This is a genomic window from Tranquillimonas rosea (assembly GCF_900111315.1).
GTDB lineage: Bacteria > Pseudomonadota > Alphaproteobacteria > Rhodobacterales > Rhodobacteraceae > Tranquillimonas > Tranquillimonas rosea.
The window spans coordinates 325105-345327 of sequence record NZ_FOGU01000004.1 but is presented as its reverse complement, the minus strand read 5'-3'; the positions used below and the strand labels follow the sequence as shown (position 1 = coordinate 345327).

19 protein-coding genes are annotated in these 20223 nt (G+C 69.0%); 8 read left to right on the top strand and 11 right to left on the bottom strand.

What is annotated here, in order from left to right; translation table 11 throughout:
• Positions 1 to 41: 41 nt before the first annotated feature.
• Entirely contained in the window at positions 42 to 833 is a 792-nt protein-coding gene (gene trpA / locus BMZ25_RS08925) for a tryptophan synthase subunit alpha (protein ID WP_092692239.1), read from the bottom strand.
• A gap of 82 nt (positions 834 to 915) precedes the next feature.
• Between trpA and BMZ25_RS08920 the strand changes: the two genes are divergently transcribed.
• Both BMZ25_RS08920 and ychF read left to right on the top strand, forming a co-directional pair.
• Entirely contained in the window at positions 916 to 1107 is a 192-nt protein-coding gene (locus tag BMZ25_RS08920; protein ID WP_092692236.1) for a hypothetical protein, read from the top strand.
• Between the two features lie 68 nt (positions 1108 to 1175).
• A complete protein-coding gene (gene ychF, locus BMZ25_RS08915) occupies positions 1176 to 2273 on the top strand; it encodes a redox-regulated ATPase YchF (protein ID WP_092692231.1) in 1098 nt (365 codons plus the stop codon).
• 129 nt (positions 2274 to 2402) lie between these two features.
• Here the strand turns inward: ychF and BMZ25_RS08910 are convergent, their stop codons facing one another.
• Both BMZ25_RS08910 and BMZ25_RS08905 read right to left on the bottom strand, forming a co-directional pair.
• Positions 2403 to 3845 carry a UdgX family uracil-DNA binding protein gene (locus tag BMZ25_RS08910; protein WP_092692228.1) on the bottom strand — a complete coding sequence of 481 codons (1443 nt, stop codon included), beginning with the start codon at positions 3843 to 3845 and terminating at the stop codon, positions 2403 to 2405.
• Positions 3845 to 5080, bottom strand: coding sequence for a putative DNA modification/repair radical SAM protein (locus tag BMZ25_RS08905; protein ID WP_092692224.1), 1236 nt, complete (start codon positions 5078 to 5080; stop codon positions 3845 to 3847). Before BMZ25_RS08905 ends, BMZ25_RS08910 begins: the two co-directional genes overlap by 1 nt.
• Positions 5081 to 5284: 204 nt before the next feature.
• On the opposite strand from BMZ25_RS08905, the gene ku reads away from it, so the two are divergent.
• On the top strand, positions 5285 to 6166 hold the full coding sequence (gene ku, locus BMZ25_RS08900; protein WP_092692219.1) for a non-homologous end joining protein Ku: 882 nt from the start codon (positions 5285 to 5287) through the stop codon (positions 6164 to 6166).
• Positions 6166 to 8592: a DNA ligase D gene (gene ligD, locus BMZ25_RS08895; protein ID WP_092692216.1), complete on the top strand. Its 2427-nt coding sequence runs from the start codon at positions 6166 to 6168 to the stop codon at positions 8590 to 8592. The genes ku and ligD overlap by 1 nt, the downstream gene beginning before the upstream one ends.
• On the opposite strand, the gene queF is transcribed toward ligD, so the two are convergent.
• Complete coding sequence (gene queF / locus BMZ25_RS08890) at positions 8589 to 9059, bottom strand: preQ(1) synthase (RefSeq protein ID WP_092692213.1); 471 nt, start codon at positions 9057 to 9059, stop codon at positions 8589 to 8591. The genes ligD and queF overlap by 4 nt on opposite strands.
• 209 nt (positions 9060 to 9268) lie before the next feature.
• Here queF and BMZ25_RS08885 point away from each other — a divergent pair, with 209 nt between their 5' ends.
• Entirely contained in the window at positions 9269 to 10480 is a 1212-nt protein-coding gene (locus BMZ25_RS08885) for a GAF domain-containing sensor histidine kinase (protein WP_092692209.1), read from the top strand.
• A gap of 168 nt (positions 10481 to 10648) precedes the next feature.
• Positions 10649 to 11011, top strand: coding sequence for a response regulator (locus tag BMZ25_RS08880; RefSeq protein WP_092692206.1), 363 nt, complete (start codon positions 10649 to 10651; stop codon positions 11009 to 11011).
• Positions 11012 to 11035: 24 nt separating this feature from the next.
• Here the strand turns inward: BMZ25_RS08880 and uvrB are convergent, their stop codons facing one another.
• On the bottom strand, positions 11036 to 13234 hold the full coding sequence (gene uvrB / locus BMZ25_RS08875) for an excinuclease ABC subunit UvrB (RefSeq protein WP_092692204.1): 2199 nt from the start codon (positions 13232 to 13234) through the stop codon (positions 11036 to 11038).
• A gap of 315 nt (positions 13235 to 13549) precedes the next feature.
• On the opposite strand from uvrB, the gene BMZ25_RS08870 reads away from it, so the two are divergent.
• Complete coding sequence (locus BMZ25_RS08870) at positions 13550 to 13861, top strand: ETC complex I subunit (protein ID WP_092692201.1); 312 nt, start codon at positions 13550 to 13552, stop codon at positions 13859 to 13861.
• Positions 13862 to 13960: 99 nt separating this feature from the next.
• On the opposite strand, the gene BMZ25_RS08865 is transcribed toward BMZ25_RS08870, so the two are convergent.
• From BMZ25_RS08865 to BMZ25_RS08855, 3 genes are read right to left on the bottom strand one after another with little or no spacing between them, the layout of a single operon-like run.
• The gene (locus BMZ25_RS08865) at positions 13961 to 16207 is read right to left on the bottom strand and encodes a xanthine dehydrogenase family protein molybdopterin-binding subunit (protein ID WP_092692199.1); all 2247 of its coding nucleotides are present in this window, start codon (positions 16205 to 16207) and stop codon (positions 13961 to 13963) included.
• Positions 16200 to 17252, bottom strand: a complete 1053-nt coding sequence (locus BMZ25_RS08860; RefSeq protein WP_092692196.1) for an FAD binding domain-containing protein — start codon at positions 17250 to 17252, stop codon at positions 16200 to 16202. The genes BMZ25_RS08865 and BMZ25_RS08860 overlap by 8 nt, the downstream gene beginning before the upstream one ends.
• Entirely contained in the window at positions 17249 to 17746 is a 498-nt protein-coding gene (locus BMZ25_RS08855; protein WP_092692189.1) for a (2Fe-2S)-binding protein, read from the bottom strand. Before BMZ25_RS08855 ends, BMZ25_RS08860 begins: the two co-directional genes overlap by 4 nt.
• A gap of 149 nt (positions 17747 to 17895) precedes the next feature.
• On the opposite strand from BMZ25_RS08855, the gene BMZ25_RS08850 reads away from it, so the two are divergent.
• Positions 17896 to 18495, top strand: a complete 600-nt coding sequence (locus BMZ25_RS08850; RefSeq protein WP_218142531.1) for a TetR/AcrR family transcriptional regulator — start codon at positions 17896 to 17898, stop codon at positions 18493 to 18495.
• On the opposite strand, the gene BMZ25_RS08845 is transcribed toward BMZ25_RS08850, so the two are convergent.
• The 3 genes from BMZ25_RS08845 to BMZ25_RS08835 all read right to left on the bottom strand — a co-directional run bounded on the left by BMZ25_RS08845 (position 18492) and on the right by BMZ25_RS08835 (position 20175).
• Positions 18492 to 19448, bottom strand: a complete 957-nt coding sequence (locus BMZ25_RS08845) for an oxygenase MpaB family protein (RefSeq protein ID WP_092692177.1) — start codon at positions 19446 to 19448, stop codon at positions 18492 to 18494. The two genes, BMZ25_RS08850 and BMZ25_RS08845, sit on opposite strands and share 4 nt — an antisense overlap.
• A gap of 82 nt (positions 19449 to 19530) precedes the next feature.
• Complete coding sequence (locus BMZ25_RS08840; protein WP_092692168.1) at positions 19531 to 19731, bottom strand: YjiS-like domain-containing protein; 201 nt, start codon at positions 19729 to 19731, stop codon at positions 19531 to 19533.
• Positions 19732 to 19746: 15 nt separating this feature from the next.
• Positions 19747 to 20175, bottom strand: a complete 429-nt coding sequence (locus tag BMZ25_RS08835) for a hypothetical protein (protein WP_092692163.1) — start codon at positions 20173 to 20175, stop codon at positions 19747 to 19749.
• Positions 20176 to 20223 lie beyond the last annotated feature (48 nt).

Here is a 20223-nt window from a genome sequence, read left to right as displayed (position 1 = left end):
AAGTCATGTAACCAATCTGCCGCCGCGGCGGCAAGCGGGCCTCAGGCGCGGTGGGCGCCGTCGGCGAGACCCCGGACGAAGGCCAGCACCTCTTCCACCGGCTTGCCGGCCGCCAACTCGGCGACGATGGCACTGCCGACGACGCAGCCGTCCGCGACCCCGGCGATGGCGGCGCTCGAGTCGGGCGTGCGGATGCCGAAGCCAACAATCACGGGCAGGTCGGTCTGCGCCTTGATCCGCGCGACCTCCGGCGCGACGTCCTCCGCTTCGGCCGCGGCGGCGCCGGTGATGCCGGTGATCGAGACGTAGTAGACGAAGCCCGACGTGTTCTGCAGCACCTTCGGCAGGCGCTTGTCGTCGGTCGTCGGCGTGGCCAGGCGGATGAAGTCGATGCCCGCCCGCTGCGCGGGGATGCAGAGTTCGTCGTCCTCCTCGGGCGGCAGGTCGACGACGATCAGGCCGTCGATCCCGGCATCGCGCGCATCCGAAAGGAAACGCTCGACCCCGCGCGAGTAGATCGGGTTGTAGTAGCCCATCAGCACGATCGGCGTCTCGTCGTCGCCCTTGCGGAACTCGCGCACCATCTCGAGCGTGCGCTCCAGCGTCTGACCGGCGGCGAGCGCGCGCTGGCCGGCCTTCTGGATCGTCGGTCCGTCGGCCATCGGGTCGGTGAAGGGCTGGCCCAGCTCGATGATGTCGACGCCCGCCTCGGGCAGGCCCTTCATCACCGACAGCGCAGTTTCATAGTCGGGGTCGCCCGCCATGATGTACGAGACGAAGGCCTTGCGGCCCTCGGTCCTCAAAGTCTCGAAGCGGTCCTCGATGCGGCCCATCTCGCTCTCCTCGGTCGTTTCGTCCGTGATGCGTCACCGGGCGGGGATGTGCAACGCCGGAGCGCTCCCTATATCCCGTTGCATGAACTATGTGCTTGCCCTTTTCCTGCCGCCGCTGTCGATCCTGCTGACGGGTCGCATCTTCACGTCCATCATCGTCTTCCTGATCTGGATCCCGGCAATCCTGATCTCGGGCGGGCTGACCCACCCGATGTTCATCGTGCTGGCATGGATCCTGATCTACCAGACCCATGCCGACCGGCGCGAGCCCTAGGGACGCGCACCCTTGCCAAAGGGCCCCGCGGGGCATAGACCCCGCGCGGATCTGAAAGAGGGGACGTCATGGGCTTCAAGATGGGGATCGTCGGACTGCCGAACGTGGGCAAGTCGACGCTGTTCAACGCGCTGACCCGCACCGCAGCGGCGCAGGCCGCGAACTTTCCCTTCTGCACGATCGAGCCGAACGTGGGCGAAGTCGCCGTTCCGGACCCGCGGCTCGACACGCTGGCCGGGATCGCCAAGTCGAAACAGGTCATCCCGACACGGATGACCTTCGTCGACATTGCGGGCCTCGTGAAGGGCGCGAGCAAGGGTGAGGGGTTGGGCAACCAGTTCCTGGCGAACATCCGCGAATGCGACGCCATCGCCCACGTGCTGCGCTGCTTCGAGAACGAGGACGTCACCCATGTCGACGGCCGCGTCGATCCGGTGGCCGACGCCGAGACCATCGAGACCGAGCTGATGCTCGCCGACCTGGAGTCGATCGAGCGCCGCCTGCAGAACATCGGCCGCAAGGTGCGCGGCGGCGACCCCGAGGCGGTGCAGCAGAAGCGGCTGCTGAAGGACGCGCAGGTCGCGCTGGAAGCCGGCAAGCCGGCGCGCGTGGTCGAGGTGACCGAGGATGACGCCAAGGCCTGGCGCATGCTGCAGCTGATGACCTCCAAGCCGATCCTCTATGTCTGCAATGTCGGCGAGGGCGAGGCCGCGACCGGCAACGCCCAGACCGAGGCCGTCCGCGAGATGGCCGAGACGCAGGGCGCGGGCACCATCGTGATCTCGGCCCAGATCGAGGAGGAGATCTCGCAGCTCGATTCCGACGAGGCCGAGTTGTTCCTGGACGAAATGGGGCTGGAGGAGCCGGGGCTCGACCGGCTGATCAAGGCGGGCTACGCGCTTCTGGGCCTGCAGACCTATTTCACCGTCGGCCCGAAGGAGGCCCGCGCCTGGACGATTCCCGAGGGCACGCTGGCGCCGCAGGCCGCCGGTGTGATTCACGGCGATTTCGAGCGCGGCTTCATCCGCGCCGAGACGATCGCCTACGACGATTTCGTCACGCTCGGCGGCGAGCAGGGGGCGAAGGACGCGGGCAAGATGCGCTCGGAAGGGAAATCCTACGAGGTGAAGGAGGGCGACGTCCTCCACTTCCTGTTCAACGCCTGACGGCAGAGCGCGAACGCGGAGCGCCTGCGGCGCACGCGATGTGTCCGGCCCGCCCTACGGGCCGGCCGGACCGGCTGGGGCTCTGCCCCAGACCCCGGGATATTTCAGGACAGAAGAAGGCCGGTCGGGCTAGGCGCCGAGATGGGCCAGCTGGGCGCGGGCCGTTTCGAGGTCGGCCCTGAAGCGAGCTTCTTCGGTTGGGTGCTGGTCCTCGGGGCAGCGCAGCAGATACGAGGGATGCACGGTCAGGAGGACCGGGGTGCCGTCCGCGGTCTGTTCGAGGGTGCCGCGACGGGCGGTGATGTCGCGGCCCGTGCCGGTGAGCGCGGCGGCGGCCGTGGCGCCCATCGCCACGATGAGCTTCGGGCGGAGCAGGGCGCGCTCGTGCTCGAGCCACCATCGGCAGGCCTGCACCTCGCCCGCGTCGGGGCGCTGGTGGATGCGGCGCTTGCCGCGCGCCTGGAATTTGAAGTGCTTGACGGCGTTGGTCACGTAGGCCGTCGAACGGTCGAGTCCCGCGGCGCCGGCGATCCGGTCGAAGAGCCGGCCGGCGGGACCGGTGAAGGGGCGGCCTTCGAGATCCTCGCGGTCACCGGGCTGCTCTCCCACGATCATCAGCGGTGCGTCGGCCGGGCCCTCGCCGGGCACGGCGCGGGTGGCGGAGGCATGGAGCGGGCAGCGGGTGCAGGCGTCGAGCGCGTGGCTCAGGCCCGCGAGTGTGTCGGGGCGGTCTGGCGCGGGCGGGTCGGGCTGCCGGGTGGTTTGCAGGCGCGCGGCGCGGGCGGGTGGCGCGGTCGGCGCGGCGGCCTGCATCTCGCGCGCGCGGGCCGGGGCGCCGGCGACCAGGTCGGGGATGGCGGCGGCCTCGGGGAGGTTCTTCCAGTATTTCTTCGGCATCTCGGAGGTCATCGCCCGGATCTTGAGCCGCGCGGGGTTGAAGATGCTGCGGAAATAGGTGGTCCAGAGCGCCTCGGTCGCGTCGTCGGACAGGTTTGGACGGGGCTGTCCGTCGGTGATGCGCAGGGTGCCGTCCTCGAAACGGGCGGTGCAATGGGGCGTGGCGATGATCCAGTCCATGTCGCCGAAGCGCCGGGCGAAGAAGGGTGCGACGGGTTCGGTGGCGTGATGGGTCGGTTCGAACCAGGCGGCGAAGCGGCGGCGCGGCCCGTCCGGGTCGCCGATCTCGCGGAAGCGTACGAAAGCCTTCATCTTGTGCATGTCCCGGCGGACGGCCTTTTCCATGCGCCGGAGCGCGGTCACCTCGGGGTCGCCGCCATCCGCGATCAGGCCGGGCGTGGCGCGCAGGCGCCAGAGCAGGGTGTAGAGGCGCGCGAACCGCTGCGGGTCGGCGTGCCAGCACACGGTGTCGGCGAGGGTGACGAAGGCGCGCGGGACGGTCAGCGGGGCTGCGTCCGGCGGCGGTGCGGCAGGCGCGTCGGCGAAGAGGTCGGGCGCGTGGTCGCCGTGCTGCCACAGGATGTCCTCGGGCGGGATACCGACGGCAGCGAGGCGGCGGGCCGCGTCCCGCCAGGCGCGGGCTGTACCGTGGCGGGGCAGGGGGATTGTCGGCATCAGAAGAGCGACAGCTGTTCGGGCGGCGGGGCGAAGCGGGCGCGCAGGTCCGCGCTGTCGGTCAGGGCGCGCGGGGTCCAGTCGAGCGCGGTGACGAAGGCGCGGGCCCTGGCCATGGCGGCGCCCATCCGCAGCAGGTCGTCGTAGCGCAAGCTCCGGTGGCGCCGCGTCGAGAGGATGCGCTTGACCGTCCGGGTGCCGAAGCCGGGCACCCGGAGAAGCTCGGCGCGGCCCGCGCGGTTCACGTCGAGGGGGAAGTGTCCGCGATGGGCCAGCGCCCAGGCGAGCTTGGGGTCGAGCTCGAGATCCAGGTTGCCGTCCGGGCGGGCGGCGGTGATTTCGTCCAGGCCGAAGCCGTAGAACCGCAGGAGCCAGTCGGCCTGGTAGAGCCGGTGCTCGCGGGCGAGGGGCGGGCGGATCAGCGGCAGCTTGGCGGTGGCATCGGGGATCGGCGAGAAGGCGGAATAGTAGACTCGCTTGAGGTGATAGGCGCTGTAGAGGTTGGTCGCGTTGCCGAGGATCGTGGCGTCGGTGGCGCCATCGGCGCCCACGATCATCTGCGTGGACTGGCCGGCGGGGGCGAAGCGCGGCGGGCGACGACCGGTATGGGAGCGCTCGGTGCTGGCCTCCTTTGCCAGGCGCACGTCCGCCATCGCCCGGCGGATGCGGCCGGGATCCTTTTCCGGGGCGTAGGTCCGGACGCTGGAATCGGTGGGCAACTCCACGTTGATCGACAGGCGGTCGGCGTGGAGCCCCGCCTCTTCGATGAGTTCGGGGGCGGCGTCGGGAATCGTCTTGAGATGGATGTAGCCGCGGAAGCCGTGGGTGACCCGCAGCTCGCGCGCGATGCGGGCCATGTCGGCCATCGTGGCGTCCGGCGAGCGGATGATGCCGGAGGACAGGAACAATCCCTCGATATAATTGCGGCGATAGAACTCGAGCGTCAGGCGGACGACCTCGTCGACGCTGAACCGGGCGCGGGGGACGTTGGAACTGACCCGGTTCACGCAATAGGCGCAGTCGTAGATGCAGAAATTGGTCATCAGGATCTTGAGGAGGCTGATGCACCGCCCGTCGGGAGCGTAGGCATGGCAGACGCCGCTGCCTTCGGTCGAGCCGAGCCCCGCGCCATCGCGCGACGACCGTCGCGTGGTGCCAGAGGAGGCGCAGGACGCGTCGTATTTCGCCGCGTCGGAGAGGATCGCCAGTTTCTTGTCGAGGGACATCGGGGCCATGCGTTCTTGATATGTTCCTGCGTGTGCCCGTGCAAGATCGGACGGGGGGCCGCGACGATTGTGCGCAGGTGGGCGGAGGGGCGCTGCCCCTCTGGCGCCTGACGGCGCCATTCACCCCGAGATATTTTTTGGCAGAAGAAGTCGGGGTGGGGCGCAACCATTGCGGGCGGAGAGCGTTTGCCGGCGAGAGACGGAGGATGCGCCATGGCTGCACGGGCGATCTGGAAGGGGCAGATTCGGCTGTCGCTGGTATCGATACCGGTTGAGATCTACTCGGCGACGAAATCGGGCGCGCGGGTGAGCTTTCGCCAGATCCACGAGCCGAGCGGCAAGCGGGTGCGCTACGAGAAGACGGTTCCCGGAATCGGGCCGGTGGATGCGGACGAGATCGTCAAGGGCTACGAGACCGACGACGGATATGTCCTGATCGACCCCGACGAGATCGACGATATCAAGCTGGAGACAAAGAAGACGCTCGAGCTGGTGCAGTTCGTCGGGCAGGCCGAGATCCCGCCGCTTTATTACGACAAGCCGTATTACGTGGTCGCCTTGGACGACCTGGCCGAGGAGGCCTACCGCGTGGTGCGGGATGCGCTGCGTCGCGAGGGCAAGGTCGGCCTCGGCCAGCTGACGATGCGGGGCAAGGAATACCTCGCGGCGATCCGGCCCTGCGGCGACGGCCTGCTTCTGGAGACGCTGCGCTATGCCGACGAGATCCGGGACGCGGCGCCGATGTTCGCCGAGATCTCGGAAGAGGAGAGCGAGGGCGAGCTTCTGGACGTGGCCACCGACCTGATCGAGCGGAAGACCAAGCCGTTCGATGCCACGGCCTTTCACGATGCCTATGCCGACGCCTTGCGGGACCTGCTGGAGGCGAAGCGAAAGGATCGCAGTACCCGGACCGTGGAGCAGGACGAGGGCCCGACCGAGGGCGAGAACGTCGTCGACCTTATGGGCGCGCTGAAGAAGAGCCTCGACAGGACAGGAGGGGGCGACAAGGGCGGCAAGGCCAAGTCCAAGGGTGGCGGCAAGAGCGCGAAGGGCAAGAGCACCGGTGGGAAGAGCGGCGGGAAGAAAGCGTCGTGATGCCGGATCCGCTGGCGCTTTATACCGCAAAGCGGGATTTCGAGCGGACCTCGGAGCCGCAGGTCGACGCGGCGCCCGCGGTGGGGGCGGGGCTGACCTTCTGCGTCCAGAAGCATGACGCCTCGACGCTGCATTACGACCTGCGGCTGGAATGGGACGGCGTGCTGTGGTCCTGGGCGGTGACCAAGGGGCCGAGCGCCGATCCCTCGGACAAGCGGCTGGCGGTGCGGACCGAGGACCATCCGCTCGACTACGCCACGTTCGAGGGGACGATCCCTAAAAAGGAATACGGCGGCGGGACGGTCATGTTGTGGGACTTCGGCACGTGGGAGCCGCTGCATGACCCGGCAGAGGGGATCGCGTCGGGCAAGCTGCACCTCCGCCTTCACGGGGGCAAGATGACCGGGGGCTGGGCCCTGGTGCGGATGCGGGAGCAGGAGAAGAACTGGCTGTTGATCAAGGAGAAGGACGCCGCGGCCGGCGCGGCGGACAGTCTGACCAAGGGCACGGCGCGCAGCGTGAAGACCGGACGGAGCATGAAGGCCATCGCCGCCGGAGAGACGGCGGAGGATGTGCTGGAGCGGCCGGGAGAGGCGGGGCAGTCGGGGGCGCGACCGGCGTTCCGCGATGCGCAGCTTGCCACGCTGGTCGATGCGGCGCCCGAGGGGGATGGCTGGTGGCACGAGACGAAGCTCGACGGGTATCGCTGCCTTGTGGCGCTGGGGCGCGGCGGGCCGGCCTTCTATACCCGGAACGGCAAGGACTGGTCCGACCGCTTTGCCGATCTTGCGCCGGCGATGGGCGCGCTGAGTTGCGCGGATGCGCTCATCGACGGAGAGGTGATGGCGGCGGGGGCCGGGCGCTCGGCGTTCTCGGCGCTGCAGCGGGCGCTGTCCGAGGGCGGCGCGCTGGAATTCTTCGCCTTCGACCTGCTGGCGCTTGACGGTGTCGACCTGACCGGTGAGCCGCTGGTGGCGCGGCGGGCACAGCTGGAGAAGCTGTTCGCCGGGGCGCCGGAGGCCTTGCGGCTCACCGATTATGTCCGGGGGCAGGGCGCGGAGGTCCATGATGCGGCCTGCCGTGCCGGGGCCGAGGGGATCGTGTCGAAGAAGGTCGATGCGCCCTACAGGGGCGGGCGCGGGCGGACGTGGCGCAAGGTGAAGTGCACCCGCCGGCAGGAATTCGTCGTCGGGGGCTACACGCCGTCCGACAAGGCCGGGCGCCCCTTCGCCTCGCTCCTGATGGGGGCGTGGGAGGGTGACGACCTTGTCTATCGGGGCAGGGTCGGCACAGGGTTCGGGATGCGCGACTTCGAGGAACTGCCGGACCGGTGGTCCGAGCGCAAGACGCCGCCCTTCGCCGACGTGCCCGGCGAGATCGCGCGGGACGCGGTGTGGCTGACGCCCGCGCTGGTGGCGGAGGTCGAGTTCACCGAGCTGACCGCGGACGGCCATATCCGCCACGGCAGCTTCCAGGGGGTGCGGTCCGACAAGGCGGCCAAGGAGGTGCGGATGGAGACGCCGGAAAGCGCTACGGTCGAGGTGGCGGGGGTGGAGATCACCCATGCCGACCGTGTGATCTATCCCGACGCCGGGGTGACGAAGGCCGATCTGGCCCGATACGTGGCGTCGGCAGGTCCCCGCATGATCGAGATCGTCGGGCACAGGCCGCTGGCGCTGTTGCGGCATCCGCAGGGGATCGGCGAGGACGGGTTCTTTCAGAAGCACCCGGGCCGGGGATGGCCCGACGCGATGCAGCGTATCGAGATCGAGGAGAGCGACGGTGATACGGGCACCTACCTGTACGCCACCCGGACCGAGGCGCTGGTCGAGGCGGTGCAGATGGGCACGGTGGAGGTCCACATGTGGGGCGCGCGCACCGACCGGCTAGAGCGGCCGGATCGGCTGGTCTTCGACCTGGACCCCGACGAGGGGCTGGGCTGGGCCGACGTGCGGGCCACCGCCACGGACGTGCGCGACCGGCTGGACCGGCTGGGCCTGACGTCGGGCGCGCTGGTGACCGGCGGCAAGGGCGTCCATGTCTGGGTGCCGCTGCGGCGCGACAACGGGTGGGAGACGGTCAAGCTGTTCGCCAAGACGCTGGCGCACGTGATGGCCGAGGCCGCGCCCGACCGCTACACCGCGACGATGTCCAAGGCCAAGCGCAAGGGCCGCGTGTTCATCGACTGGCTGCGCAACGAGAGGGGCGCGACCGCGATCTGCCCCTATTCGCCGCGGGCAAGGGAGGGGGCGCCGGTCGCGGTGCCGGTGACCTGGGACCAGCTTGAAAAGCTGGATGCGCCGGGCGGGTTCACGCTTTCCGACGCCTCGGACTGGTGGCCCGAACGCTGCCCGTATCTCGATCTCCTGGACAGCAAGCAGGCGATCACCGACGCCACCGTCGAGAAGCTGGAGAAGATGCGCTAGCCGCGGCCGCGATAGGGCGGGACGCCCTGATCGGGAATCCAGACATCCGCGGGCATCGGCCCGGTCTGGTAGAACACGTCGATCGGAATTCCGCCGCGCGGATACCAGTAGCCGCCGATCCGCAGCCATGCCGGGTCCAGCGTGTCCACCAGGCGGCGGGCGATGCCGATGGTGCAATCCTCGTGAAAGGCGCCGTGGTTGCGGAACGAGGTCAGGTACAGCTTGAGCGACTTGCTTTCGACCAGCCAGTCGCCAGGCACGTAGTCGATCACCAGATGGGCGAAGTCCGGCTGCCCGGTCATCGGGCAGAGCGACGTGAATTCCGGCGCCGTGAAGCGCACGTTGTACCGATGGCCCGCCTGCGGGTTCGCAACGCGCTCGAGCACGGCCTCCTCGGGGCTCGCCGGAAGTCCGACGGACTGGCCGAGCTGGGTCAGGCCGTGGGTGGGAGTGTCGCCATGTGCCATGCGGTGCGCATAGCAGCCTCTCGCAAGGCGGTAAATCGCGGGCCGGCGCTCCCGGTGACGCTGCGTGTCGGGGGCAGTCGAACTTGGACAGGCCGGGTCGGTGCATGTCATAGACTTGGGACGCATATTTTTGGCGTTTCATACTCAAAGCTGCTTCGGCGGCGCGCGGCCCGGCGGACCCACCGGCGTTGCCGTCAGCGGGAGGCACAATGGGTGTTCAATCCGACAGTCATGCATTCGAGCGGCTCGCGCTGCTCGACACGAAAGAGGATCCGCGCTTCGACAACATCACCTCGCTCGCCGCGCGGCTGATGGATGTTCCGATCTCGCTCATCTCGATCATCGACGACGCCGGAGAGCGCCAGTTCTTCCGCTCGGCGAGGGGGTTGCCGGACTCGTTCGAGGGCCGCCGCGAGACGCCCCTGCGCTATTCCTTCTGCCGCCACGTGCGCGACAGTGACGTGCCGCTCGTGGCCGGGGACACGCGCGAAGCGCCGGAGCTGAAGGGCAACCCGGCAATCGAACAGCTCGGGCTCTACTCCTATCTCGGCGTGCCGATCCACGGCAGCGCAGGGGGGGCCATCGGCGCGCTCTGCTGCATCGGTCACGAGACCCGGACCTGGCGGGCGGACGAGGTGCAGACGATGCGGCAGCTTGGCGCCTGCGTCGACGATCTCGTCGCGCTGCGGATCGCGCTGGTCGACCGGCGCGCCGCGCAGGAGGCGGCCGAGGAGGCATCGCGCCGGCGGGCTACCTTCTTTTCCCATGTAAGCCACGAGATGAGGACGCCGCTGACGGGGATTCTCGGCGCGGCGCAGTTGCTTCCGACGGCCGCGGACAACCGCAAGACAGAGCTGACGGATGTCATCGTACGTTCGTCGCAGCGGCTGAGGTCGCTGCTCAACGATCTGCTGGACCTCGCCAAGATCGAAGCCGGGGGCATGGGCGTGCATGCCGAGGCCTTGGACATTGCCGCGCTCGCGCGAGAGGCGGTCGGGCTGCACCAGGCGGCGGCCGAGGGCAAGGGGCTGGATCTCGTGGTCGAGACCGCGCCGGCGGCGGAGCGTCCGATCCTGCTGGACCGCAAGCTTGCCGAGTCGATCCTGCACAACCTTCTGTCTAATGCGGTGAAGTTCACCGACGCGGGCAGCATCGTCGTCAATGTGGGCGTGGCGCCGGACGGGCGCCTGCGGCTGGTGGTCCGGGACACCGGCATCGGCATCGCTGCCGAGCACCAGGGCGCGATCTTCGAGGAATTCGAACAGGCCGACCCCGTCCGGGCGAGATCGCACGGGGGCACCGGGCTTGGAATGGCCCTCGTCAAGCGGTTCGCCGAGCTGATGGGTGGCGCGGTCCACCTCGAAAGCGCGCCGGACGCGGGCACCACTGTGACCGTTTTCCTGCCGCGCCAGGAGGCGTGAGCGGCGGCTGCCGCGACGTCATTTTCCGACCTAAGTAGTTAAGCACTCGCGAAAGTTCTGCGTAAAAGGGTTCAAGGTAGGGAGAACCAGCACTGGACCTTTCCATCGGAGGCCGCGTATTCGGAACGCTGTCGTAGAAGAACCACACTTGAGCCCGTTTGCCCGAGCATGACCGACCTGATCCAGAAGACTGTGCTGATCGTCGAGGACGACGTTCTGATTTCTCTTGACCTGACACAGATCGCGGAAGGTGCGGGCTGCCGGGTGATGGGGCCGTATACGAGCGCGGCGAAAGCGTATGAGGCGCTCAACGGCTCCAGCCCCGACATGGCGCTTGTCGACTTCGACCTCGGCGACCACACCAGCGCCGATCTTCTGGGCACGCTGCTCGATCGCGCTGTGCCCGTCACGATCCTCAGCGGCCATCCGCGCGAAGAGCTGCCCGCGCCGCTGCGGGGGCTCGACATCATGCAGAAGCCCGTCGTCCAGCGCGACCTGGAGCGGCGCCTGGCCGACGACGAGGCCGAGTAGACCGAGGCCGGCCGGGCTTCAGGCTTACCGCTTCTTGCGTTTCACGTTTCCACCGCGCTGCCCGCCGCGCCCGGCGGTCGAGCGGCCCTTGCTCTTGGTCGCCTCCTCGGTCGCCTTCTCGACGGCCTGCTGGCGGGCCAGAGGATCGTCCGCCACGGCAAGGTCGACCGCCTCGAGACGCTTCACCTCGTCGCGCAGCCGGGCGGCTTCCTCGAACTCGAGGTTTTCCGCCGCCTTGCGCATGTCTTCGCGCAGGCCTTCCAGCACGGCCTGCATGTTCGCGCCCGCCTGCGGCTTGTCGACGGTGGCGGTGACGCGGTTCATGTCCACGTCGCCCCGGTAGAGCCCGGCGAGGATGTCGTCGACGTTCTTCTTGATCGTCTCCGGCGTGATGCCGTGTTCCTCGTTGTAGGCGACCTGCTTTTCGCGGCGCCGGTTGGTCTCGGCCAGGGCGCGCTCCATCGAGCCCGTCATGCGGTCGGCATAGAGGATCACCTTGCCTTCGGAGTTCCGGGCCGCGCGGCCGATCGTCTGGATCAGCGAGGTCTCGGAGCGCAGGAACCCTTCCTTGTCGGCATCCAGGATCGCCACGAGCCCGCATTCGGGAATGTCGAGTCCCTCACGCAGCAGGTTGATCCCGACCAGCATGTCGAACGCGCCGAGGCGCAGGTCGCGCAGGATCTCGATCCGCTCGATCGTGTCGATATCCGAGTGCATGTAGCGCACGCGGATGCCCTGTTCGTGCATGTACTCGGTCAGGTCCTCGGCCATCCGCTTGGTCAGCGTGGTGACGAGGGTGCGGAAGCCCTTTTCGGCCATGCGCCGCGCCTCGTCTAGCAGGTCGTCGACCTGCATCTCGACGGGCCGGATCTCGACCTCGGGGTCCAGAAGGCCGGTCGGGCGAATGACCTGTTCGGTAAAGACGCCGCCGGTCTGTTCCAGCTCCCACGCGGCGGGCGTGGCCGAGACGAACACAGATTGCGGCCGCATCGCGTCCCATTCCTCGAACTTCAGCGGGCGGTTGTCCATGCACGAGGGCAGGCGGAAGCCGTGCTCGGCCAAGGTGAACTTGCGCCGGTAGTCGCCGCGGTACATGCCGCCGATCTGCGGCACGCTCACGTGGCTTTCGTCGGCAAAGACGATGGCGTTGTCGGGGATGAATTCGAACAGGGTCGGCGGCGGCTCGCCCGGCGCCCGGCCGGTGAGATAGCGCGAATAGTTCTCGATCCCGTTGCACGAGCCGGTGGCCTCCAGCATCTCGAGGTCGAAATTCGTCCGCTGCTCCAGCCGCTGCGCCTCCAGCAGCTTGCCCTCGTTCACCAGCTGGTCGAGCCGCTGGCGCAACTCCTTCTTGATCTGGTTGGCCGCCTGGTTGAGCGTCGGCCGCGGCGTGACGTAGTGCGAGTTGGCGTAGATCCGGATGCGCTCGAACGTGTCGGTCTTCTCGCCGGTCAGGGGGTCGAACTCCATGATCGCCTCCAGCTCCTCGCCGAAGAACGAAAGCCGCCACGCCCGGTCTTCGAGGTGCGCGGGCCAGACCTCGATCACGTCGCCCCTCACCCGGAAGGTGCCGCGCTGGAACGCCTGGTCGTTGCGGCGGTACTGCTGGGCGACGAGGTCGGCCATGACCTTGCGCTGCTCGTATTCGTGCCCGGCATGAAGATCGACCGTCATCGCCGAATACGTCTCGACCGATCCGATGCCGTAGATGCACGACACCGACGCCACGATGATCACGTCGTCGCGTTCGAGCAGGGCGCGGGTGGCCGAGTGGCGCATCCGGTCGATCTGCTCGTTGATCTGGGATTCCTTCTCGATATACGTGTCCGACCGCGGCACGTAGGCCTCGGGCTGGTAGTAGTCGTAGTAGCTGACGAAATACTCGACCGCATTCTCCGGAAAGAACTGCTTGAACTCGCCATAGAGCTGCGCCGCCAGCGTCTTGTTCGGCGCCAGGATGATGGCGGGGCGCTGGGTCTCTTCGATCACCTTGGCCATGGTGAAGGTCTTGCCGGTGCCCGTGGCGCCAAGCAGGACCTGGTCGCGGTCGCCGTCCTGCACACCCTGGCTCAGTTCGGCGATCGCGGTGGGCTGATCGCCCGCCGCGCCGTACTCGGTGTGCATCTTGAACCGGATACCGCCTTCCAGCTTGTCGCGCCCCTCCGCCTCGGGAGCGGGGGAGTGCAGAAGCTCGGGCATGTGTTCGGGAGAGTTGTTGTGCATCGGGCGCCTCCGTCAGCCGAGATGGACCTTACCGTGCCGGCTTCAAGAGTGCGAGGGCAGGCAGTACGGATTGTCGCGGCGCCCCTCCCGTCAGGCGAGAGCGTCCGACAACTCTGAGTTTATTTTTCCCTTGCAATCGGCCGTGAAATCGTGAGTTGATACGTGTGCACGACCCGTTCGCTGCCGGCCGTGTCGCAAGACCCCGATCCCCCCTCTCACCCGTGAAAACGGCCGGCAGCGTTCGCGGTCGCGCACTGCTTGCCACGCGGCCTCCGATCACCGATATAGGGCGGTGACCGTCCAAGGAGGTAGCCGATGCCAGCCCGTATCTATCGCCCCGCCAAGACCGCCATGTCCTCGGGCACCGCCAAGACCAAGAAGTGGGTGCTCGAGTTCGTTTCGGAAGAAGCGCGCGAGGTCGATCCTCTGATGGGCTGGACAAGTTCCAACGACACCCAGGCCCAGGTCCACATGACGTTCGAGACCAAGGAAGAGGCGCTGGAATACGCCGCCGAACACGGGATCGACGCCACGGTGATGGAACCCAAGTCGCGCAAGACTAACGTTCGCCCCCGCGGCTACGCCGAGAACTTCGCCCACAACCGCCGCGCCGCCTGGACGCATTGAGGCGGTAGGGCCCCCGCGCCCGCAAGGGGAGCATCTCCACGACATCCGATGCCGGTGCGGAACCGGGCCGCGTGACGGCCCGGCTGCGGGTCAAGGGCGTCAATCGCCGAGCAGGTCGTCTATCCGGATCGGAAATCGGCGGACGCGCTTGCCCGTGGCGTGCCAGATCGCGTTGCCGATGGCGCCGACGGTTCCGGTGATGCCGATCTCTCCGACACCTTTCACGCCGAGGGCGTTCACGTAGGGATCGTCCTCGTGGACCGAGATCACGTCCAGCCCGTGCACGTCGGCATTGACCGGGACGTGATACCCCGCGAGGTCCGCGTTCACGATGTGCCCCCGCGCGGGGTCGTGCCTGGCCTCTTCGTGAAGGGCGAAGGAAAGGCCCCAGATCATCCCGCCGTAGAGCTGGCTCTCGGCCAGCCGCGGGTTGATGATCCGGCCCGCCGCAAAGGCACCGACCAGCCGCGTCACCCGCATCTGGCACAGGTCGGGATCGACCTTCACCTCGGCGAACACCGCCCCGTGGGCGTTCATTGCATGCGCCTCGGCCGCCTCCGGCGCGCGCGAGGCCGAGCCGGCGCCGGAGACCTCGGCCCCGCCCGCGCGGGCGAGGATGTCGGCGAAAGCGTCGCTGCGGCTGTCGTCGCCCGCGACGTAGAGGCGGCCGTCACGGGCGGTGAAGCCGGCATTGCCCGCGCCGTGGAGGGGCGAGTCCGGGTCGGCCGCGGCGATCTCGCCCAGTTGCCGGATCACGTCGCCGCCTGCGGCATGCAGCGCGCTGCCCGCCGTAGCGGTGTGTCCCGAACCGCCCGCGACGCCGGCGTCGGGCAGGCCTGAGTGACCCGCGCGGAACTCTACTTGATCCAGCGGCAGGCCCAGGCTGTCGGCGGCGATCTGGGCGAGGGCGGTCCAGGCTCCCTGGCCCATGTCGGCGGCCGAGGTCTCGACCATTGCGGTGCCGTCGGCGCGGAGGGTGGCGTTCGCCTCGGCCATGAACATCGGGCAGGGGAAGAACGCCGTGCCCATGCCCCAGCCGACGCGCAGGCCGTCGGCATCGCGCATCTGTCCGGGCTGAAGCGGGCGGTCGGCCCAGCCGAACCGCTCGGCCCCTTGGGCGTAGCATTCGCGCAGCGCCTTCGACGAGAACGGCTTGCCGGTGCCGGGCTCGGTCTCGGCGTAGTTCCTCAGCCGGAACTCCAGCGGGTCCATCCCCAGCGTCTCGGCCATCTCGTCCATCGCACATTCCAGCGCGGCCGAGCCCGACGCCTCACCGGGCGCGCGCATCGGGCCCGGCGTGCCGACGTCGAGCCGCACCGCGCTGTGCGTCGAGCGGAGGGCACCCGCTGCATAGAGCCCCTGCGAGGCGTTCGCCGCCGGTTCGATGAAATCGTCGAAGGTCGAGGTTGCGGACAGCCCCGCGTGATCCAGCACCGTCAGGCGGCCCTCGGCGTCCGTCCCGAGGCGCAAGCGCTGGCGCGTCTGGCCGCGATGGCCTACGGGGCCGAACATCTGCTGGCGGGTCAGCATCATCTTGACCGGCCGCCCGGTCATCCGCGCGGCGAGGACGGCCAAGACGTAGGGTCCGGTCGGGATCGCCTTGGACCCGAAGCCGCCGCCAAGATAGGGGCTGCGCAAGGTCACGTTCTCGGCGGGGATGCCGAAGTAGTAGGCGATGCCGGCGCAGGTCATCGACAGGGCCTGGCTGGGCATGTCGAGCGACAGGCGGTCGCCGTCCCACGATGCGACGACGGCGTGCGTCTCCATCGCGTTGTGATATTGCGGCGCGGTCTCGTAGGTCACGTCGACGCTGTGTGCCGCCGCAGCGTGACCGGCCTCCGGATCGCCGTGCACGGTGTCGGCGGGCTTGCCGAAGGCGTCGGGGTCGAAGGTGTAGTGCGCGGCCTCGTCCAGCCCGGTGCGCGGCGTCGCGATCTCGTAGCGCGGGTTCAGCAGCCGCGCGCCCTCGGTCGCCGCTTCGAGCGTCTCGCCCAGGATCAGCGCGATGGGCTGGCCGGCATAGCGGACGGTGTCGTCCTGCAGCGCCTCGAAGCGGAACGAGAACATCGTCGGCTTGTCCGAAGGGTCGCCCTGCAGCGGCGGCCGGTTCTGCGGCGTAACCACATGGGTCACACCGGGATGCGCCTCGGCCGCGGCGGTGTCGAGCGCGGTGACCCGCCCCCGCGCGATGGTGGCCGGCACGTAGACGGCATGCAGCACGCTGTCGGGGCTGTTGTCCGCGGCGAAGGTCGCACCGCCGGTCACCTTTGCACGGCCGTCGCGGCGGGTGATGGGCTGCCCGGAGTTCGAGCCGAAGCGGACATGGGTATCGAGCGTGTCAGGCATGGGCGTGGTCCTCGGCTGAGTGTCCGAACGGAGAGGCGGGCAGGGCGGGCATCTCGGCCGGCGTGCCGGCGGCGGCCATACGCAGGCTCCGCGCGGTGGTGCGGCGGGCGAGATCGATCTTCCAGGCGTTGCCGCCCGAGGGCGCGGCCCCGGCAAGCGCGGCCTCGGCGGCCCGGTCGAACAGCGCGTCGTCCGGTGCCTGGCCTGCCAGCAGCGCCTCGGCCTCGGTTGCGCGCCACGGTTTCGCGGCGACGGCGCCGAGCGCCAGCCGCGCCTCTGCGATGCGACCGTCCTCCAGCCGCAGGGCGGCGGCGGCCGAGGTCATGGCAAAGGCATAGGAGGTCCGGTCCCGAACCTTCAGGTACCGCGCGTTGGCGGCAAAGCCGGTCGCCTCGGCCGGCAGACGCACGCCGATGATCAGCTCGCCCGGCGCCAGATCCGTCTCGCGATCGGGCGTGTCGCCGGGCAGCAGATGGAACGCCGCGACCGGGATCTCGCGGGCCCCCTCGGGCCCCTGCACCTCGACCACCGCGTCGAGCGCGGCGAGGGGGACGCAGAAATCTGACGGGTTCGTGGCGATACAGGCCTCGCTCCACCCCAGGATGGCCATGCCGTCGCCGGCCTGGGCGGCATCGCATCCGGTACCCGGAGCGCGGCGGTTGCAGGCGGCGGTCGGGTCCTGGAAATAGGCGCAGCGGGTCCGCTGCATCAGGTTGCCGCCCACCGTCGCCGCATTGCGCAACTGCCCCGAGGCCCCGGCCAGCAGCGCTTCGGCCACCATCGGGGCGTGGCGCGCGATCTGGGGATGGTCGGCAAGGTCGGAATTGCGGACCAGCGACCCGATGCGGATGGCGCCGTCGGGCAGCGTCTCGATCTCGGACAGGCCCGGCAGGCGGGTGATGTCGATGACCTTGTCCGGCTGCATCGCGCCGGTCTTCATCAGGTCGACGATGTTGGTGCCGCCGCCGAGCCAGACAGCGCCCGGTTCCCACGCCGCAAGCGCGTCCTCGATCGTGGCGGGCTGTATGAAGTCGAACCGTTTCATGCCGCGTCCTCCTTCTTCAGGGGCGTCATGCTGCGCGTCGCGTCCTGCACGGCGAGGGTGATGCCGTGGTAGGCGACGCAGCGGCAGATGTTGCCGCTCATGCCCTCGCGGATGCGCTCGGGGTCGTCGCCGGCGCGGCCCTCGGCGATCAGGCCGACCGCGCTCATGATCTGGCCGGGCGTGCAGTAGCCGCACTGAAAGGCATCGTTCTCGATGAAGGCCTCCTGCACGGGATGCAGGGTGCCGTCGGCGGCCAGCCCTTCGATCGTGGTGATCTCGGCGCCGTCCAGGGTGAGCGCGAGGGTCAGGCAGGAATTGACGCGCCGCCCGTTCACCAGGACGGTGCACGCACCGCACTGGCCGCGGTCGCAGCCCTTCTTGGTTCCGGGCAGGGCGAGCCTCTCGCGCAGGAGGTCGAGGAGCGTCACGCGCGGATCGTCGAGCGCGATGTCCCGGGCCTCGCCGTTGAGGGTCAGGCTGATGGAGGGTGACATGCGGTCCTCCCGTCCTTTGGCAATGTTTGGATTGGCGGGCACTCGCGCCCGGGCGGAGACGTCTCTACAGTCGTGACGGGCACCGGAGACGCCCGCAGAGTTAATATACGGAGGCATCCTCCGTTTAGCAAGAGAGGTAGTTGGTCCCGGTGGAAACCCGCAAGCGCAAGACCCGTTCCGACGCCCTGAAGAATCGCGAACGGCTGATCGAGGCTGCAAAGGACGTGCTGGGATCGGGCGGGCCGGATGCCAGCCTGGAGGCGGTCGCGCGCCGGGCCGGGGTGGGGATCGGCACGCTCTACCGGCACTTCCCGGATCGCGAGGCGCTGTTCCACGCGGTGTTCAGCCGCGAGCTGGAGCAGCTGGCGGACATGGCCGAGGCGCTGGACGATCGCGACGATCCGGTCGAAACGCTGCGCGGCTGGCTGCATGCCAACGTCGCGCTGGTCGAGACCAAGCGCGGCATGCTCGGGGCGCTGTCGGTGGTGATGACCGAAGAGTCGAAGCAGGCCTATGCCGAACTCTCGAACCGCATCAACGCGGCGCTGAACCGGCTGCTCTCGCGCGGTGTGCAACGTGGCCAGGTGCGCGACGGCGTCAGCGCCGAGGACGTGCTGCAGACGATGTATGCGCTCTGCTACGCGCGTCCTCCGGGGCAGGCGTGGCGGAGCAACGTGCTGCGGCTGCTCGACATCTTCGTCGACGGTCTGCGCTGCGACCGGGAGCCCCCACAGGCCGGGCGCGGCTAGTTCGTTTCCGGCGGCTTGGTGAGCGGGGTCGTCGTCCGTCCAGCAGGATCGCGTGCCTTGCCGCTGCCCGGCACCTCGTGGCGGAACGTGCCGAGCTGCTCGATCCGGTACCCTTGCGGATAACTCGGCCGCGGCATCTGCGTCAGCAGGCGCGGATGGCGACGCGGCGGCAGGCGGCGAAGCAGGGCGGCCCGCAGCCGCAACGCGGCCGGGACGGATCGTTGCAGCCAGCGTGGCGCCGCCGGGAAGCCCATGCTGCGCAAGAGCGGCGCGTCGAGCAGCGCGTGCACCACGGGCCGCCCGAGGGGGACGAGCCGGCGTGGCAGGTAGAAGCCGAGAAGCAGGTCGCGGGTGCGTTCCCCGATGCGGCGGTTGGTGTCGTCGAAACGAAAGCGCTCGGCCTCGTAGGCGGCGTTGAACCGCATCATCTCGTCGAGGTCCTCGCAGATGTCCCGGATGCCCATGCGCGCCCCGAGCCCCCGGTAGTAGAGGAACCACGCCCGGCGCTCGGTCCCGGTCATCGGGCGATGGCCGAACCGGTCGAGCCAGCGGATCGGCTCGCACACGAACGTCGAAAGGACATAGCGCATGTCGTCGTTCGCGATCCTGAACCGTCCGTGCATCGCGTTCATCCGGGCGATGGCCTGCGTGCCGCGGTCGCTGTCGAGGCCGTGCTCGATCGCTTCGGCGAGGATCAGCTCGGTGTCGTCGTAGCGCTTGCGCGTCCGCGTCTCGAACTCGCCGGTCCGGGCGAGCAGGCCGGAGATCGCGGGCACGGCATAGGTGCGGAACAGCGCGAATTCCAGCGCGCGTTCAATGTCCCAGGCGAAGACGTAGGCATAGAGCAGGCGCGCGATCTCTTCGTAATCCGCCTCGGGGTCCAGCGTCGCGAGCCTCTCCGCGACCGTGTCGCCGGGTGAGGGTTTCCATATCTGGGGCGGCGCGGGGGACATTCGGGCAGGGCTCCGGGCGTGGGACGGAGACAGGGTAGCACGGCGCCGGTGCTGTCCGGCGCCGAATTGTCGTGCGGGTATGTCAGTGCCGCTCGCGCCGGACCGACCGGATCTCCGACCGTGTAAGGCCGATGTCGTCGAGCAGGTAGTCCGGTAGGTCCTCGAGATGCCGGCAGTCGCGCCGGGTCCGGGCGAAGCGGCGGGCCCACGCCAAGGGGTCGCAGGAGGCCCGCGGCGCGGCGCCGCGGCGCATCAGGCCGTCGAAGAAGAGTGTCGTCATCATGTCCTTGTCCTCCTCTCAGGCGCGGCGGGCCTGGCGCGGGACGCTGTGCCAGACGTCCGACACCATTTCGGGCCCGATCTCGACGGTGACGCCGCCGGGGCCGGCGCGAAGGGTCGACAGGCGTGCGAGCGCGGTGCGCCGGTCGGGGTCGATGTCGAGCAGGTGGTTGAAGCTGACCCGGCGCAGATAGGCCTCCAGCCGGTCGCCGGTCGCGATGCGGAAGGGGCGCCGCCCACCACGCATCAGGTACGCGGCCACCACGACGGCACGCACGCCCCCGCGCGAGATGACGCAGCTGTCGGCGAGTTCGACCAGCAGCTTGCTCTGCCCCGCGCGCACCTGTTCGACCAGAAGGTCGCAGAGGTCTCCGGCGGCGCCGGGGCCGACATAGCCGTCGACGCTGAGGATGCCGACGTCACCGAGTTTTTCGATGTGGGTCTTCATGGGTCTTAGCCCTCCTCCGGGCCGAATTGATCTGGCCCGCCCGCGGGA